General features: G+C 69.7%; 21 protein-coding genes. 6 read left to right on the forward strand and 15 right to left on the reverse strand.

Annotation, left to right across the window (positions count from 1 at the left end; all coding sequences use genetic code 11):
* Nucleotides 1–12 precede the first annotated feature (12 nt).
* Nucleotides 13–216 carry a hypothetical protein gene (locus ABEB12_RS39165; protein WP_185063235.1) on the reverse strand — a complete coding sequence of 68 codons (204 nt, stop codon included), beginning with the start codon at nt 214–216 and terminating at the stop codon, nt 13–15.
* A 56-nt stretch (nt 217–272) separates the two neighbouring features.
* Nucleotides 273–434 (reverse strand): hypothetical protein, encoded by a 162-nt coding sequence (locus tag ABEB12_RS39170; protein ID WP_185063234.1) that lies wholly within the window; start codon nt 432–434, stop codon nt 273–275.
* 144 nt (nt 435–578) lie between these two features.
* Between ABEB12_RS39170 and ABEB12_RS39175 the strand changes: the two genes are divergently transcribed.
* Together ABEB12_RS39175 and ABEB12_RS39180 are read left to right on the forward strand one after the other, a co-directional pair.
* The gene (locus tag ABEB12_RS39175; protein WP_185063233.1) at nt 579–1,325 is read left to right on the forward strand and encodes a DUF5919 domain-containing protein; all 747 of its coding nucleotides are present in this window, start codon (nt 579–581) and stop codon (nt 1,323–1,325) included.
* On the forward strand, nt 1,322–1,801 hold the full coding sequence (locus tag ABEB12_RS39180; RefSeq protein ID WP_185063232.1) for an NUDIX domain-containing protein: 480 nt from the start codon (nt 1,322–1,324) through the stop codon (nt 1,799–1,801). The genes ABEB12_RS39175 and ABEB12_RS39180 overlap by 4 nt, the downstream gene beginning before the upstream one ends.
* Here ABEB12_RS39180 and ABEB12_RS39185 read toward each other — a convergent pair.
* The 3 genes from ABEB12_RS39185 to ABEB12_RS39195 all read right to left on the reverse strand — a co-directional run bounded on the left by ABEB12_RS39185 (nt 1,789) and on the right by ABEB12_RS39195 (nt 3,146).
* The gene (locus ABEB12_RS39185) at nt 1,789–2,013 is read right to left on the reverse strand and encodes a hypothetical protein (RefSeq protein WP_185063231.1); all 225 of its coding nucleotides are present in this window, start codon (nt 2,011–2,013) and stop codon (nt 1,789–1,791) included. The genes ABEB12_RS39180 and ABEB12_RS39185 overlap by 13 nt on opposite strands.
* Before the next feature lie 90 nt (nt 2,014–2,103).
* Nucleotides 2,104–2,649: an HD domain-containing protein gene (locus tag ABEB12_RS39190; RefSeq protein WP_185063230.1), complete on the reverse strand. Its 546-nt coding sequence runs from the start codon at nt 2,647–2,649 to the stop codon at nt 2,104–2,106.
* A gap of 47 nt (nt 2,650–2,696) precedes the next feature.
* Entirely contained in the window at nt 2,697–3,146 is a 450-nt protein-coding gene (locus ABEB12_RS39195) for a GntR family transcriptional regulator (RefSeq protein WP_185063229.1), read from the reverse strand.
* Between the two features lie 126 nt (nt 3,147–3,272).
* Here ABEB12_RS39195 and ABEB12_RS39200 point away from each other — a divergent pair, with 126 nt between their 5' ends.
* The gene (locus ABEB12_RS39200; protein WP_185063228.1) at nt 3,273–3,998 is read left to right on the forward strand and encodes an XRE family transcriptional regulator; all 726 of its coding nucleotides are present in this window, start codon (nt 3,273–3,275) and stop codon (nt 3,996–3,998) included.
* Nucleotides 3,999–4,073: 75 nt separating this feature from the next.
* Here the strand turns inward: ABEB12_RS39200 and ABEB12_RS39205 are convergent, their stop codons facing one another.
* From ABEB12_RS39205 to ABEB12_RS39215, 3 genes are all read right to left on the reverse strand, one after another.
* On the reverse strand, nt 4,074–5,282 hold the full coding sequence (locus ABEB12_RS39205) for a hypothetical protein (protein WP_185063227.1): 1,209 nt from the start codon (nt 5,280–5,282) through the stop codon (nt 4,074–4,076).
* Nucleotides 5,283–5,369: 87 nt separating this feature from the next.
* Nucleotides 5,370–6,020 carry a dihydrofolate reductase family protein gene (locus ABEB12_RS39210; protein ID WP_185063226.1) on the reverse strand — a complete coding sequence of 217 codons (651 nt, stop codon included), beginning with the start codon at nt 6,018–6,020 and terminating at the stop codon, nt 5,370–5,372.
* A gap of 398 nt (nt 6,021–6,418) precedes the next feature.
* Complete coding sequence (locus ABEB12_RS39215; RefSeq protein WP_185063225.1) at nt 6,419–7,264, reverse strand: alpha/beta fold hydrolase; 846 nt, start codon at nt 7,262–7,264, stop codon at nt 6,419–6,421.
* A gap of 208 nt (nt 7,265–7,472) precedes the next feature.
* On the opposite strand from ABEB12_RS39215, the gene ABEB12_RS39220 reads away from it, so the two are divergent.
* On the forward strand, nt 7,473–8,039 hold the full coding sequence (locus ABEB12_RS39220) for a recombinase family protein (RefSeq protein ID WP_185063224.1): 567 nt from the start codon (nt 7,473–7,475) through the stop codon (nt 8,037–8,039).
* Between the two features lie 7 nt (nt 8,040–8,046).
* On the opposite strand, the gene ABEB12_RS39225 is transcribed toward ABEB12_RS39220, so the two are convergent.
* Both ABEB12_RS39225 and ABEB12_RS39230 read right to left on the reverse strand, forming a co-directional pair.
* Complete coding sequence (locus tag ABEB12_RS39225; protein ID WP_425572314.1) at nt 8,047–8,883, reverse strand: SCO6745 family protein; 837 nt, start codon at nt 8,881–8,883, stop codon at nt 8,047–8,049.
* A gap of 11 nt (nt 8,884–8,894) precedes the next feature.
* A complete protein-coding gene (locus ABEB12_RS39230; RefSeq protein ID WP_345703531.1) occupies nt 8,895–9,329 on the reverse strand; it encodes a nuclear transport factor 2 family protein in 435 nt (144 codons plus the stop codon).
* A 155-nt stretch (nt 9,330–9,484) separates the two neighbouring features.
* On the opposite strand from ABEB12_RS39230, the gene ABEB12_RS39235 reads away from it, so the two are divergent.
* Together ABEB12_RS39235 and ABEB12_RS39240 are read left to right on the forward strand one after the other, a co-directional pair.
* On the forward strand, nt 9,485–10,606 hold the full coding sequence (locus ABEB12_RS39235) for a coiled-coil domain-containing protein (protein WP_185063222.1): 1,122 nt from the start codon (nt 9,485–9,487) through the stop codon (nt 10,604–10,606).
* A gap of 44 nt (nt 10,607–10,650) precedes the next feature.
* The gene (locus tag ABEB12_RS39240) at nt 10,651–11,217 is read left to right on the forward strand and encodes an NADAR domain-containing protein (RefSeq protein WP_185063221.1); all 567 of its coding nucleotides are present in this window, start codon (nt 10,651–10,653) and stop codon (nt 11,215–11,217) included.
* Here the strand turns inward: ABEB12_RS39240 and ABEB12_RS39245 are convergent.
* The 5 genes from ABEB12_RS39245 to ABEB12_RS39265 form a co-directional block, all read right to left on the reverse strand.
* Entirely contained in the window at nt 11,212–11,844 is a 633-nt protein-coding gene (locus ABEB12_RS39245; RefSeq protein ID WP_185063220.1) for a methyltransferase domain-containing protein, read from the reverse strand. The two genes, ABEB12_RS39240 and ABEB12_RS39245, sit on opposite strands and share 6 nt — an antisense overlap.
* Nucleotides 11,845–11,974: 130 nt before the next feature.
* Nucleotides 11,975–12,154, reverse strand: coding sequence for a hypothetical protein (locus ABEB12_RS39250; RefSeq protein WP_185063219.1), 180 nt, complete (start codon nt 12,152–12,154; stop codon nt 11,975–11,977).
* 196 nt (nt 12,155–12,350) lie between these two features.
* The gene (locus ABEB12_RS39255) at nt 12,351–12,698 is read right to left on the reverse strand and encodes a VOC family protein (RefSeq protein WP_185063218.1); all 348 of its coding nucleotides are present in this window, start codon (nt 12,696–12,698) and stop codon (nt 12,351–12,353) included.
* A gap of 47 nt (nt 12,699–12,745) precedes the next feature.
* Nucleotides 12,746–13,189 carry a WapI family immunity protein gene (locus ABEB12_RS39260; RefSeq protein WP_185063217.1) on the reverse strand — a complete coding sequence of 148 codons (444 nt, stop codon included), beginning with the start codon at nt 13,187–13,189 and terminating at the stop codon, nt 12,746–12,748.
* Nucleotides 13,190–13,192: 3 nt separating this feature from the next.
* Nucleotides 13,193–14,125, reverse strand: coding sequence for a replication protein RepA (locus ABEB12_RS39265; RefSeq protein WP_185063216.1), 933 nt, complete (start codon nt 14,123–14,125; stop codon nt 13,193–13,195).
* Nucleotides 14,126–14,163 lie beyond the last annotated feature (38 nt).

The raw sequence follows: 14,163 nt of genomic DNA on the forward strand, positions 1-14,163 counted from the left end.
GCGGGGTTCCTTTCAGAGGTTGAGTCCGACGACGGTGGCGATGGCGGCGGTGACGATCAGCCGCGTTGGCGTGGCGGTCGCCCACAGCACGGCGAGCGCGGTGAGCCGGATCGGCAGCATGGCCAGCCGGAACGCGCCGCTTACGGCTTCCGACACCGGCATCAGCCGCGTGTAGTGGTCGCCCGACCGGAGTCCGATCCCGTCCAGCTCCAGCACGTGGGATCGGGAGAACGGACCGCTGCGTCCGTGGGTGGCTTGGACCGTGCGTCGCTTCACCACTGATCACCCCGGCGGTGCCGGCGGGTGCCGTCCTGGTGGCGGTGCCAGCGGTCGCGGCGGCGGCACTTGCGGCACTGCGCCTGGCCGCACCGGCGGGTGGCACGGGCGCCGCAGCGGCAGCCCGGGAGGTTGGCGTCGATCGGGTCGTTGATCATTTGGTGGCTCCTCTCGAACGGGGGTATTGCTGACGGGTTCGAGATTCGCCGAGGAGGGGGTGACGCCATCACCACCTGACTGGACGTGTTGATGACGTCCCCATAGAGTCCAAGCCGTCCCAGGACGTCCCGAGGGGTGAGGGCTTGTCGAACGAGCGTCTACGTGCGGCTTTACTGAAGAAGGGGCTCACTCCGGCGGACCTCGCGGAGCACCTGCGGGTGGACGTCAAGACCGCCGAACGCTGGGTCGGTGGACGAGCGCCGTACCGGAAGTACCGCTACGCCGTCGCCGCTCTGCTCGGGCACGACGAGGCGTACCTCTGGCCCGACGCGCTCCCCCGCGACCAGGTGGCGGCGGCGTCCAAGGGCGAGATCATCACGCTCTACCCGCACCGGTGGGCAATGCCCCGCGACGTGTGGGCACAACACTTCGCCGGCGCCGAGCACGAGATCGACATGCTCACCATGGCCGGGCTGTTCATCGCCGAAGACTCCGGCACGGTTCGGGCGTTTCGGGACAAGGCGGAAGCCGGCGTCCAGGTCCGACTCTTGATCAGCAACCCGGACTCCCCCGCCGTCGCGCTCCGGGAGCAGGAAGAAGACACCGGGCCCGGGGTGGTCGCCGCTCGAATCCGCAACGTCCTCGCACTGCTCCGCCCGTTGCGGGGTGTACCCGGGATCGAGTTCCGGCTTCACGAGACCTGCCTGTACACATCGATCTTCCGCGCCGACGACGACCTGATCGTCAACACCCACGTGTACGGGGTCGCCGGATCGAACGCGCCGGCCATGCACCTGCGGAAGGTGCCTGGCGGCGACATGGTCGCCCTCTACCAGGAAAGTTTCGAAACCGTCTGGGCCAGCGCCAGGCCACTAGAGTCGGCCTCGTGACCGGCCGGCGCATCGACTATTTCGACGATCCCAACGCGCCCACCGCCACCCGAATCATTCCCGGCGTCTCCGTCGCGGTAACCGACGACTCCGGGCGACTGCTGATGATCCGACGCTCGGACAACGACTTCTGGGCAATCCCCGGTGGCGCCCAGGAAGTCGGCGAAACCCCCGTCGAAGCGGCTCGGCGAGAAGTCAGGGAAGAAACCGGAATCATCTGCGAGATCACCGGCCTCATCGGGGTATTCAGCAACCCACGCAATGTCGTCGAGTTCACCAGCAACGGCGAAGTCCGTCAGGAATTCTCGATCCTTTTCGCCGGACGCGTGGCCGGCGGTGAAATGACCACCAGCGAGGAGTCACTCGAAGTCGCCTGGCACGCCCGTTCGGAGATCACCGAGTTGCCCATGACCGCGGCGCAGCAACGCCGAATTCGCCAGTTCCTCGTGTTCGACGGCACGCCCTACATCGAGTAACGACGTCCTTCGCCCCAACCGAGACGCTCCCGAGCCTCGCGGGCGCTCCGCACGTGAACGCACGGGTACTGGACATGCCGGAGCTCGCCGGAACAGCCGGAGCAGTAGCCCAAGGGTCCACGCAGGTGGGAGTGCTCGGTGGCCACCACGACCGTCGGGAACACGAGCATGAACTCGACCAGCGCGGGTACGAACCCTTCGTCTACTGCCATGTGGCGATGAGACAACGATGCAAAGCACCTATACACCGCGCACAGTGGATTCTTCGTGACGGTTCTGAACGTCCCAAACGTCCCTCTACATCAGGACGCCAGCCGAGCCTCGATATCTCTCACGCTCGCGAGGTAGAAATCCCGGGCCTTGCGGATCGTTCGATGCACCGGATCGTCCGGACCGTAGCGCCGCAGAACGTCGTCCAGACGCTCCCGAACGTCGATGTCGTGACCATCCGGACTGGTGGTGATGTCGCAGTAGGTAAGCGCCTTCGAAAGCTCCGTCGGCGGCGGGTCGAACTCATCCAGCAACTGGGACTCGAGGCCACGTTCCTGGGCCTCATAAATGGCGCCCGTGTGGTACGCGACCAGACCGCACAGCATCGGCTCGGCGCGCGCAACGTCACGCAGATAGCGCGCACCGTCGAGGGCGTGCAGGCCGGTTTCTACCAAGGCAGGTGAGTACCCGATGTCGTGCAGCCAAGCGGCCGCCTCGATGAGCTCTGCCTGCTCGCCGAGGACATCGGTCAGCCGGCGGGCAGTCGCCGCCACCCCTTGCGTGTGTGCCCAGCGGCGCGGCAGGGGTTCGGCAAGCAGTGATCGAGCCAGCGCGCACGCTCGGTCGACCTTGCCCATGTACGGGAAGGCTACTAGCGACAGGTACGGACCTGTCGAAACGCGGTTCAGTTGCGCAGGACGTACCTGCCCTTGCCCGGACGAGTCTCGATCAACCCGTCCCGCTCCAGCACGTCGAGCGCTTGCCGAACGGTGGCCCGGGAAACACCGAACCGACCCGTCAGCTCGGCCTCGCTCGGCAAGAGCAGACCCACCGCGAACTGTCCACTCTCGATCGCGTCGCGCACCTCCGCGGCGATCTGCCGGTACCGGGGCAGCGCCCCGCGGGCCTGCTTCGCGCTCACAACGGCCCAGCCGCGGCCCGGGATCGCCTCGATCAACCCCTCGTCGCGCAGCAGACTCAGCGCCTTGCGCACGGAGTAGCGCTTGGTCCCGGCGTCGCGGGCGAGTTCGGTCTCCGACGGAAGCAGATCCCCCGCCGCAAGCGTCCCCGAGCGGATCCTCTCGCGGAGCGGCTGGGCCAACGCATCGAAGAAGTTGGGTCGCTTGCCGGTCACCTGCCTCCTTCATTGACTGCCTCCGTGAAGACTCCCCGCGAGTCCGGAGCGGCTGAACCACGCCTAAGGACGTCTTGGGACTTCTTATGCTAGCGTGGCGAAATCCCGCTAGTCAGAGGAGGAGACGTGAACGACGCGCTACGCCGTGCACTCGCCGAATCCCGGCTGCGGGAGACCGACGTCGCCAGCGCGCTCGGCGTCGACCCGAAGACGGTGCAGCGCTGGCTCGCCGGCCGCGTGCCGCACCCGCGCCATCGCTGGGCCGTCGCGGACCTGCTACGGCAGCACGAGCGCGACCTCTGGCCCGACCCGGACGACCTCGGCGGCCAGCTCTACCGCGAGATCAAGGCCAGCTACCCCCATCGCAGCGCGGTACCCCGAGCCGCATGGCAACAGCTCTTCGCCGGCGCCGAACACGAGATCGGCATTCTCGCCTACGCCGCGCTGTTCCTCGCCGAAGACGTCGAGCTAATGCGCCTGATCGCCGAACGAGCACACGCCGGCGTCTCGGTTCGGGTGCTAATCGGTGACCCCGGCTCGTCCCGGCTGATCGAACGCGGTGCCGAGGAAGGCATCGGCACCGCCGTCGCCGCTCGGGTCCGGAACGCGTTAGCCCTGTTTCGCCCATTCCTGGAAAGCGAAGGCGTCGAGGGTCGCCAGCATGACACGGCGCTCTACAACTCCATCTTCAGAGCCGACGACCAGATGCTGATCAATACACAGATACACGGCATCGCCGCCGCCTACGCCCCCGTGCTTCAGCTGCATCGAGTCGACCACGGGGGCATGTTCGACACCTACGCCGCCAGCTTCGAACGCATCTGGAACGTAGCGCAACCGATTGCCGCCTAATCCAGCAGCGCCCTCGACCAGCGCGGCGGTTGGGCGGCGGCGCCGGCACGACGACCAAGCAGTTCCCGGCACCCGCTACCAGGTCGGGTCCAGCTGGTGGAGCCGTTCCACCGAGAAACCCGTGTCGGCCGTTTTGTCCCATTTGGGAAAGATCGGTTCTGCGTGGAGTTTCAACGAGAAGGCGAGTACGGCACAGGCGAGCAACGCGTGCACGAATGATGGCGCGGGCATCCGCTCGGGTCGTCCGAGCATCGCGAGCGCGGCGATGAAGGCCACGAAGGCAAGCGCCCACCAACGTCGGTAATCGTTGCCAACGGCGCTGAGTAGGACCGCGACCAGCGCGAACCCGACAGCAAGCGCACCGAGGCGGCCACTACCGACCGCAGTCCGCAGCATCGCCGTGGTGAGCAGGTAACAACCACCGAACACGATCAGACCGGTGAGCACGGTCAGCGGCGACATGCCGAGAAAGAACCGGAAGCCTTGGGTCGCCGTCTGGCCGAGCGTCGAGATGGTGTTCTCCTTGGCCAGGTTCACCTCCAGGCCGGCGGCGTTCGCCTCGGTGATCAGCCTGGTCAGCGCATCCCGGGACGGTCGGCGCAACACGCTGAGTGCCGCGACGGCGGTGCCCGGGGCGAGCACGGCCGCGCCGACGACCCGCAGCCGGTGTCCGGTCCGCCCCAGGCGGAAGAGCGCTATCACCGCGATCGGCGCCACGAAGGCGAACAGCAGTTCCTCCGTCGCGGTCGCCAGCAACACCAGTGCCCCGATGCCGACGGCGCGGGCCGAGCGGTGCGCCGCACCGCCCACGCAGAGCAGCGCGATCGCCGCCATGGCCGCGAACCCGAGGCCGTCGAAACGACCGATGATCCGCAACAGCTGGTCGAAGGTGAACGGCGAGGCCACCGCAACGGCGACGACCAGCAACCGCGGCTCGACCCCGGAGACGGTCCGGGCGAGCAGAATGACCAACACCAGCAGCGCGACCGCCCCGGCGACCAACATGCCGGCCGCGAACCAGGTGGCCTGTGCCGGCGTCGGCGAATCGGTGAAGAGCCGCAGGAACGCGCCCGGGAGGCCGCGACGGACAAACCCGTCGCGGTAGTCGACCCAGTAGGCACTGGCCCGGGCGCCGGAGACGAACGGTTCGTCCAGGATGCTCTCGTACAGCTCGGTGGCGAGGAAGACGACCGCCACGTCGATCGCGGTACCCGAGACACAACCGCGCAGGACCGACCACCGGTTCACCGACTGAGGCGTCCGGGGTGGGGTTGACGTGATCATCCGGTGAGACTCCATCCCATTCCGCACCGCGGAAGGAGATCTTCGACCCTGGGGCGCCCGTTAAGGAACTTGAATGTTCGGGTCGCCCTATTTGCGCCAGTACAGGTGGTGGATCACGCCGCCGCCCGGGCTGGGCACCACGTCGCGGTGGAACCGGTCGAGCAGCTCGTCGGGCGACTCCCACAGCCGGGTCCCGGCGCCGAGCTCGTAGTCCGGCAGGACCGCCACGTGCAGGGTGTCCACCAGGTCGGCGTCCAGGAACTGCCGGACCGAGGTGGCCCCGCCGCCGAGCCGGACGTCCTTCCCGTCGGCCGCTTCCTTCGCCTGCTCGAGCACCTTGGCCGGGTCACCGTCGACGAAGTGGAAGGTGGTGTCGGACAAGGTGAACGACGGGCGCGGGTGGTGGGTGAGCACGAACACCGGGGTGTGGAACGGCGGTTCGTAACCCCACCAGCCCTGCCACTCGTGGTCGGTCCACGGGCCGCGGTGCGGGCTGAACTTGTTGCGGCCCATGATCTCCGCGCCGATGTTGTGGTGGAAGTCGCGGATGAGGAAGTCGTCCAGGCCCCGGCTGCCGGCGTTGTCGGTGCGGCCGGGCCAGCTGGCCGTGGCGAACGCCCAGGCGCCCATGGTGGCGGGGTCGGCGTGGCCGAACGGCCGCTCCATGCACTGACCTTCACCGGCGCCGAAGCCATCCCGGGAGAGCATGAAGTTCTGCACTTTCAGCAACTGGGTCATGCCGGTAAGACTGCCCGGGCCGCGCGGAATCATCGCCCGAGGGCCGGGTGCGCTCCAGACCGTGGCGTTTCGGTGCAGTGCGGGCTCGTTTGTCACTTCTGTTGCACGAGAGGGACGTCCTGGGGGTTGGTGCAAGATCAAACCCCATGGTGCCCCCCTCGTGCAACCAGAGTGACGAATGGTGCGACGCCAACGGCCAGTTCATGGTCACCATGAACTGGTGGTCGCTTTCAGGGCCGCTGGGCGGCCGCGATGTCATGGTGACCATGTAATCCAAGATCACCATCGAAACGCAACGGGCGGCGCCCAAGCCACGGCAGACCAGCCGCCCCGGCCCCGTCCAAGCCAATCTTGAAACCCGGCCCGACCCCGAGCGTGCGCACAACTCCGAAACGGCCTTAAAGCGAAAGCATCGCCGCCGCCACCTCGCCAGCGGCCGCCGCCGGGATCGCCGTCGCGTCGCGTTCGAGCACCAGCAGCCGCGCACCGGGGATCTCCCGCGCGAGCGCCTCCCCGTTGCCGACCGGGAAGAACGGGTCGCGGCGACCGTGCACCACCAGCGCCGGGATCGCCAGCTCGGCCAAGCGCTCGCGCCAGCGGGGCGTGCAGTCCAGCTTGGCGAACACCATGCCCAGCTGGTTGGCCAGCTGCACCGCGGGCTCCGTGCCGGGCGTGCGGTCCCACTTGCGCTCGGCGGCCACGCGAGCGGCGGTGGGGTCGTCACCGAGGATCCCCGCACCTCGGGCGGCGAACTCCGCCACCGCGGCGCGGTCGGACCAGTCGGGCATCGAGCGGGAGAACAGCTGGCCCATCGCCGCCGGGTCATGGTCGGGCAGGTCGTCGTCGACCGGGCCCGGGGCCACCGGCCGGGTTCCGGCGAGGGTGAGGGCCGAGAACGCGTCCGGGTGGTCGAGCGCGGCGACCTGGGCGACCATCCCGCCGACGCCGATGCCCGCCAGGTGCGCCGGCCGGTCGTCCAACGTCCGGGCGAGCGCGGCGGCGTCGCCCGCGAGATCGCGCAGCGTGTATGCCGGAGCATCGGGATCGACGGTGGTCGACGCGCCGGAGTCGCGCAAGTCGTACCGCACGACGTGGCGACCGCCGCGGGCGAGCGCGGCGCAGAGCGGGTCGGGCCAGGAGAGCATGGTCGTGCCGCCGGTGAGCAGCACCAGTGGCGCCGCCGGGTCGCCGAAATGCTCGACCCCGAGCGTCACCCCGCCCGCCTTGACCGTCATCGAACCCATCAGGACCTCCAAGGCAGCGTCGAATGGCTCGCAGAGACAGACAACCGCCGGGGCAGAAACTCATCGAGGCACTGTCCGTATGGGGAACCCTAAACGGACACCCACCGGCGCCCCGCCCTCGTGCCCGGCGACCTGCGGCGGAGCCGTCTCAGATAGCTGGTACGAATTGTTTCTCATTGAGGGGTAGCTATCCGTTACACTTCCGATCATGGTTCTGGTCGGATATGCCCGGTGTTCCACCGATGAGCAGGATCTGACCGCGCAACGCGAGCGGCTGCGCGAGCTCGGCGTCCCCGATGACCGGATGTACCTGGATCACGGCCTCACCGGCACCAACCGCAACCGCCCCGGCCTGGACCAGGCACTAGCCGCCGTGCGCACCGGCGACACCCTGGTCGTGCCGAAGCTCGACCGCTTGGCCCGTTCCGTGCCCGACGCCCGCTCGATCGGCGACGACCTCGCCGGGCGCGGCATCAAACTGTCCCTCGGCGGGCAGGTCTACGACCCGACCGACCCGATGGGCAAGATGTTCTTCAACATCCTGGCCACCTTCGCCGAGTTCGAGGTCGACCTGCTGCGCCTGCGCACCCGCGAGGGCATGGCCGTCGCGCGGGCCAAGGGCCGGCTGCGCGGCCGGCAACCCAAGCTGTCGACCAAACAGCAGACCGAGCTGCGCCGGATGCACGCCTCCGGCGAGTACTCGATCACCGACCTGGCCGAGCTGTTCTCCATCTCCCGGCCCACCGTCTACCGAACCCTCCGGAGCAACTCCTAGACCTGCGTCACCGCGACCCCGCCGCCACCAGCGTCGCGGTGATGGGTTCGAGCGCGGCGACCAGCTCGGCCAGCTCGGCCGGGGCGAGGGCGTCGTACGGCGGGGCGGCGAGCTCGTCGGTCAGGTCTTCGATGCGCTGCTTGGTCTCGCGGCCGGCCTCGGTGAACCGGCCGTCGGCGTCGACCAGCCCGCGCTCGCGCAGGCCGTCCATGACCGCGGCCAGCCGCCGCTTCGGCAGGTGATGGACGCGTCCGAACGACTCCGGCGGGTGGATGCCCATCTCCAGCGCGGAGAGCAGGTGGGCCTCCGTGCCGCCGATGCGCGCGCCGAGCAGAGCGGCGACGTGCCCGTCACCGCGGTGCTCGCGCAGCATGGTCGCGGAGTGCCACAGCCGGGCGACCGGGTCACTCGGCACCTCGAGGGTGCGCCACCCGGCGTAGATCACCCGTCCTTCGGTGGGCCCGCTGGTCGCGGCCTTGGCGGTGAGGTCGGCGGCACGCACCAGGCCCGGGGAGCCAGCCACCTCGTCGCCGAGGATGCGCCGCAGGGAGGCCACGCTGCCCCGCCGCCAGGCGGCGAAGGACACCTCGGGTGGGACCATCTCCCACGCGCTCGGGATGTGCCGCGCGACCTCCCCATCGGCGAAGCTGTAGAACGCCGCGTGCACGACCTCCGCCGGTACCCGCCCCAGCGGCGCCGCGCGGCTGGCGAAGTACCCGTCCCAGTAGGTGCGGTGGCCGAGTGCGGCCAGCTCCTCGCCGGATTCATCGGCGAAGTAGGTGACCAGGCAGATCGGTTCCAGGAGCTCGAACATCCGACGGGCAGTGCGGGCCATGGCCGACATCATGCCCGCGGTCACGCCCCATGGAGCAAGGCACCACCGCCAACACCGGCGGCGCGCTGGATCGCGGCGGTGTCCCAGTAGAACGGGCGCACCTCGCTGATCCGCCCGTCCGTGACGGTGATCGTCTGCAGTATCGGAAAGTCCAGCTCCCGACCGGTGGCCCGCGCCCGCGCGTGCACCTGGGTGAGCACGACCAGCGGGCTGTCCCGGGCCAGGAACCGCTGCTCGACCATCTCGAACACCGACCAGGCGCGGCTCATCGCCACGAAGAACCGTTCCATCCCCTCGTGCCCGCGCCAGACCCCGCCGTACGGCAGCCCGTCCGCCTGGTGCAGCACCACGTGGTCGGCGAAGAACGGCGCGAGCGGCGCGAAGCTGGCGTTGCCCGGCCCGCCGGCGGCCAGGTAGCGAGCCTCGGCGGCGTACATCCCCTGCAGCACATCCATCGGTGACACGCCCATCGAACCCCGCCGCACCCCGTCCGGTTGCACCTGCCCACTTCTCCGGCCGTTGCGAACCGAGTCCCACGGTGTCCGAGCTATACTTGCTTTTCTAAAAAATAAACTACTTCTTCTTTCCTAAAGTAAGATAAGTTAGAAGTATGACGGCGAGTGAGATCCCGCGGGAGCGGCCATGCGGGTACAGCGGCTGCGACCGGACCATCCGGTACCAGGGACGGGGCCGCCCCAAGGAGTACTGCGACCGGATCTGGCCGGACGGGGAGAGCTGCCAGCTGAAGGCCGAGCAGCAGCGGATGGCGGCCAGGGCGGCCGGCTTGGACGGTCCGCTGGAGGCCTACCGGCAGGTCGCGGCGGCCACCCGGCCGGCGTTGGACGCGGTGGCCGGGCAGCTCGGCGAACTGCTGGAGTCGCTGCGCGCGGTGGAGGTGGGTGCGCTGGAACGGATCGCCGCCGCCGAGTCGGCCGCGGTGGCCGCCGCCGAAGGCGCCGAAGAGGCCGAACACCAGCGGGACACCGCGATCAGCCGCGCCGGCGTGGCCGAGCAGCGGCGCCAGGAAGCCGTCGAGGCGCGGAAGCTGGCCGAGCGCCGCGCCCGGGCCGCCGAGAAGACCGCCGAGGAGGCCGAGCAGCGCGCCTGGCGGGAAGTCGCCGAGGAGCGACACCAGCGTGGCCAGGCCGAAGCCGCACGCGACGAGGTCCGCGCCCAGCTGGGCGCGCTGCAACTCCGCCACGACCGGCTGGCCGCCGAAGCCGAGGACGCCGTGCGCCGCAACGCGGAGCTGACCGCCCGGCTCGCCGCCGCCGAGACCGCCGCCGAGGCCGCGCAATCCGCCCGCGCCACCGCCGAAGCCGCCCGCGAGACCGCACAGTCCGCCCGCGCCACCGCCGAGGCCGACGCGGCAGCCTTGCGTACCGAACTGGCGGAGGCAACACGCGCCGCCGACGCGGAACGCGAACGGGCCACCGCCGCACGGACCGAGCGAGACCGCCTCGCCTCGACCCTCGGGAACACCGAACGCGAACGAACCCAACTCGCCGAGCGGCTCCACACCACCCAGGCCGAGCGGGACCAACTCGCAGCCGCCGTGACCACCGCCGAACGCGAGAACGGCCGGCTGACCACCGCACTAGCCGCCACCGAGGAACGCCTCACGGACCGCGACGCCGAGCTCGACCGCGCCCGGGCGGACGCCCGCACCACGCTCACCCGCGAGCAACTCGCCGACATGATCGCCGCGGCGGTGTCCGGGAAACCGAACTGACCACGCCCCAGGGAACTGTCGGTGCCGTGCGGCACCCTGTCGGTATGCGCGGCAGGACCGAGCTGATCACCGCCGTCGAGCACGGCGCTGCCTTCACCTACCTGCCGTTCTACGGGCACGCACCCGAACCGGACGGGTCGGTCGGGCCGGGTTGTCTGAGCCAGTGGTGGCCCGCGCGCTTCTCCGTGGACGGCAACTCCTTCGCCACCGCCGAGCATTACATGATGTGGCGCAAGGCCACGCACTTCGGTGACCACGCGGCGGCGGTCCGGATCCTCGGCGCGGAAACGCCGAAGGAAGCGAAGGCGTTCGGCCGGCGGGCGAGTGGCTTCGACCAGCAGGAGTGGGAGGCGCGCCGCTACGAAATCGTGGTCGACGCCGGGCGGCACAAGTTCGGCCAGCACGACGACCTGTGCGCGTTCCTGCTGAGCACCGGCGACCGGGTGCTGGTCGAAGCCAGCCCCCGTGACCGGATCTGGGGCGTCGGCCTCGGCAGGAACAACCCCGACGTCCACGACCCACGCCGGTGGCGCGGACTCAACCTGCTGGGCTTCGCACTGGGTGAGGTTCGCACCGTGCTGGCCGGCGACCGCCGGGGCCGGGGTTCATGACCGCTTGCTGGCGGCGATGTACTGGATCGGCGTCCACGGTGTGCCGGGCTGGTGAGCGTCGATGACGAGCCCGTTGGCCTCCAGGAGCCGGGCGATGCCGGGGCCGAACACCCCGGCGGCATGGGCCGGCTCCATGGCCGCCCGATACGCGTCCACCGCCAGGCCCATCGCGCCGGCGGGCCGGTCCAGGTCCATCACCAGGATGCGCCCGCCGGAGACCAGCGCCCGCGCCGACTCGGCGACGGCCCTCTCCCGTACAGCGGTGGGCAGCTCGTGCAGCCCGAAGGCGGCGAACACGGTGTTCAGCGACGCGTCGTCGAAGGGCAGGTCGTCGGCACTCCGGTGCAGGAAGTGCAGATTGGCCACGCCCCGCTCGGCGGCGCGGCGCTGCCCGGCGTTGAGCATCTCGGGCGAGATGTCCAGGGCGTAGCAGTCAGCCGAGGGCTGGCGGGTGGCGAGCCGGCGGGCGACATAGCCCGTCCCGGCGCACAGCTCCAACGCCCGTCCGGCCGGCCGTTGATCAATCATGTCCAGCAGCCGGGCGTGCGGCCGGCCGGGCAGGAAAGGGTTGACGGCCTCCAGCACCGGGCCGCCGAAGAAGAACTTCAACCTGTTGCGGTCAATCACGACACCTCCCCTTGAGCCAGAATCATTAGGGTAGCCTAACTTAACTGGTTCCCGGCAAGGTCGCGCCCATCACCGGAGCGCCCGGGGCCTAGGCCGCACACCCACCATCACTCTCGCCAACGGCCTGGACTTAGTCCGCCGTGCTGGCCAGGTACTGACGCAGCAGCGCGATCGCGGTGCGCGCCTCGGCGACGAACGCTTCGGGTTCGTGCTCGCGAATCAGCTCGGCGAGATAGGCGTTCTCGTCCCCCGGGCCGCCCGCCACCTGCCGGCCGGCGCACCAGTACAGGAACCGGTCGGCGTGTGCCACGCAAGGCTCACGTTCCTGCTTCGGTACCTGGCGACGCTCCCGGGCCAACCAGACGATGAAACCAGCGACCGTGGCTTCGACCGAAGTATCAGCCGGACCGTCCATGCCCACCTCTGTCCCATATCCACTGCGCAGAGCGTGCAGACTAGACCGGTCCGGCCGGTCCCGAGATCACTCACGCGGGTGTCGACACGGCCTAGCGGCCCGGGGTGGGGTGCCGGGGTTCGTAGATGGGCAGCTCGCTGCCGTCGGGCAGGCGAATGGCGGCGAGCAGGCCCCAGCCGGCGTCCCGAACCTCGCCGACTACCTCCACGTCCTTCGCGCGCAGCGTCGCCAGCGTCCGCTCGATGTCGTCGCACATCAGGTAAAGCCCGTGGCTGGTCGGCCCGTCGGTGGGGTGCACCGCCAGTTCGGCCGGCGGCATCGCGTAGATTGGCCAGCCGCCGCCGGCGTCCACCGAGTCCAGTTCGAGCACGTCGGCGAAGAACTCACGGACCCGGGCGGCGTCCGGGCTGAACACGATGGCATGCAAGCCGGTGAGCATGTGCCCGGACGCTACTCCGGTTCAGCCCACCGACTCAGCCCACCGACTCAGCGCGGTGGGAAGGCGGCCGACTCGCGGACCCAGTGGTCGGCGCCGCGCCGCAGCTCATCCCGGCCGAGCCGCAACGGCAGGAAGTACGGCGCCTCGACCGGCCACGGTGGACACGACCCCAGTGCAAGATGTATACGGACCGTATAACGATCATCGGAGCGCTCGGCCAGGCTAAGCGCGAGGTTGGGCTCGGTGAACCCGAACGGCTCGCCGTCGGTCACCGGGACGTCGCCGTCGGCCACCGCGCGCAGCCACTCCCCCAGCGACCGCGCCTCCCAGGTCGTCAGGCACGGATCGGTGAACGACCACGAGCGCCCGTCGTCCAGACCGACCTCGCCGCGCACGAGCAACCAGTTCCCGTCCCAGCCACCGGAGACCGACGAGTACTGGTAGCCCACCGGCCGGAGATCAACGAAAGCGGAGCCGGAGACCAGGCGCACGGCTTACTCGCGCAGTTCCTTGGTGGCGGCGAGCAGGCCCTTGAGCGGCACGTGTGTCGGGCTGGGCCGCAGCTCGAGGCCGGCTCGGGAGGAGGTCACCTGGGCCTCGCGGTAGACCACCAGCACCTCGCGCAGGTTCCGCTCGAACTCCTGCTTGAACCGTGCCCGGCCGTTCTTGTCCTCGCCCAGCGTCGAGCCGAACTGGCCGCGCAGCGCCTCCCACGGGATGGTGGTCGGCCGGCGCAGGTAGGACATGCGGTGACAGAGAAATGCGTAGATGTCCAACCGCAGGGCCGACCCGCGCAGCGCCCGCAGCGCGTTCAGGTCCAGGGGCACCGGGTGCTCGGTGACCTCGCGGAAGAACTCCCCGGACAACTGCACGGTGGACGGCATCAGCGTCGGCTCGTCCGGGCTCTTCTCCGACCACCACAGGTCGTAGCTGCTGGCCACGTTCAGCCGGCCACCGGCCTGCCGGTCGGTGGTGCCGTCCCAGCGCACCGTGAGGCTGGCCAGGAACAGCCGCTCCATCTGCTTCTTCAGCCGGGTGATGGTGCCGTTGCGGCCGCCGGTGGGCACCAGGCCGAGGTTGCGCATGAACGCGGAGAGACTGTCGCCGAGCATCAGCACCGGCTCGCGGGTGCGCACCGCCTCGGTGGACAGCCAGGTGAGCAGCAGCCGGGGCAGCGTGCCGTACGGGAAGCCGATGGAGCGCGGATGCCCGTCCGGGCCGATCGTCATGCCGGGCTGCACGACCAGGGACAGCGCGCCGTTGCGCCGGCCCCACGCCGAGACGTCACCCGGATCTCGGTAGGGCAGGCTGGTTTGACACCAGAGCCGGGCGAGGTAGCTCAGCTCGGGTTCGTCCTGTTCCCACAGCTCGGCCGCCGCGCGAACCAGCTCCATCTCGTCGCGGCGGGGCCTCCCCTTCCCGGTCATGCCGCAGAGGGTGCCACAGGATCGTTCTCGCAGGTGAA

The sequence above is a fragment of the Actinospineispora eucalypti genome (assembly GCF_039543365.1).
Taxonomy (GTDB): Bacteria; Actinomycetota; Actinomycetes; order Mycobacteriales; family Pseudonocardiaceae; genus Pseudonocardia; species Pseudonocardia eucalypti.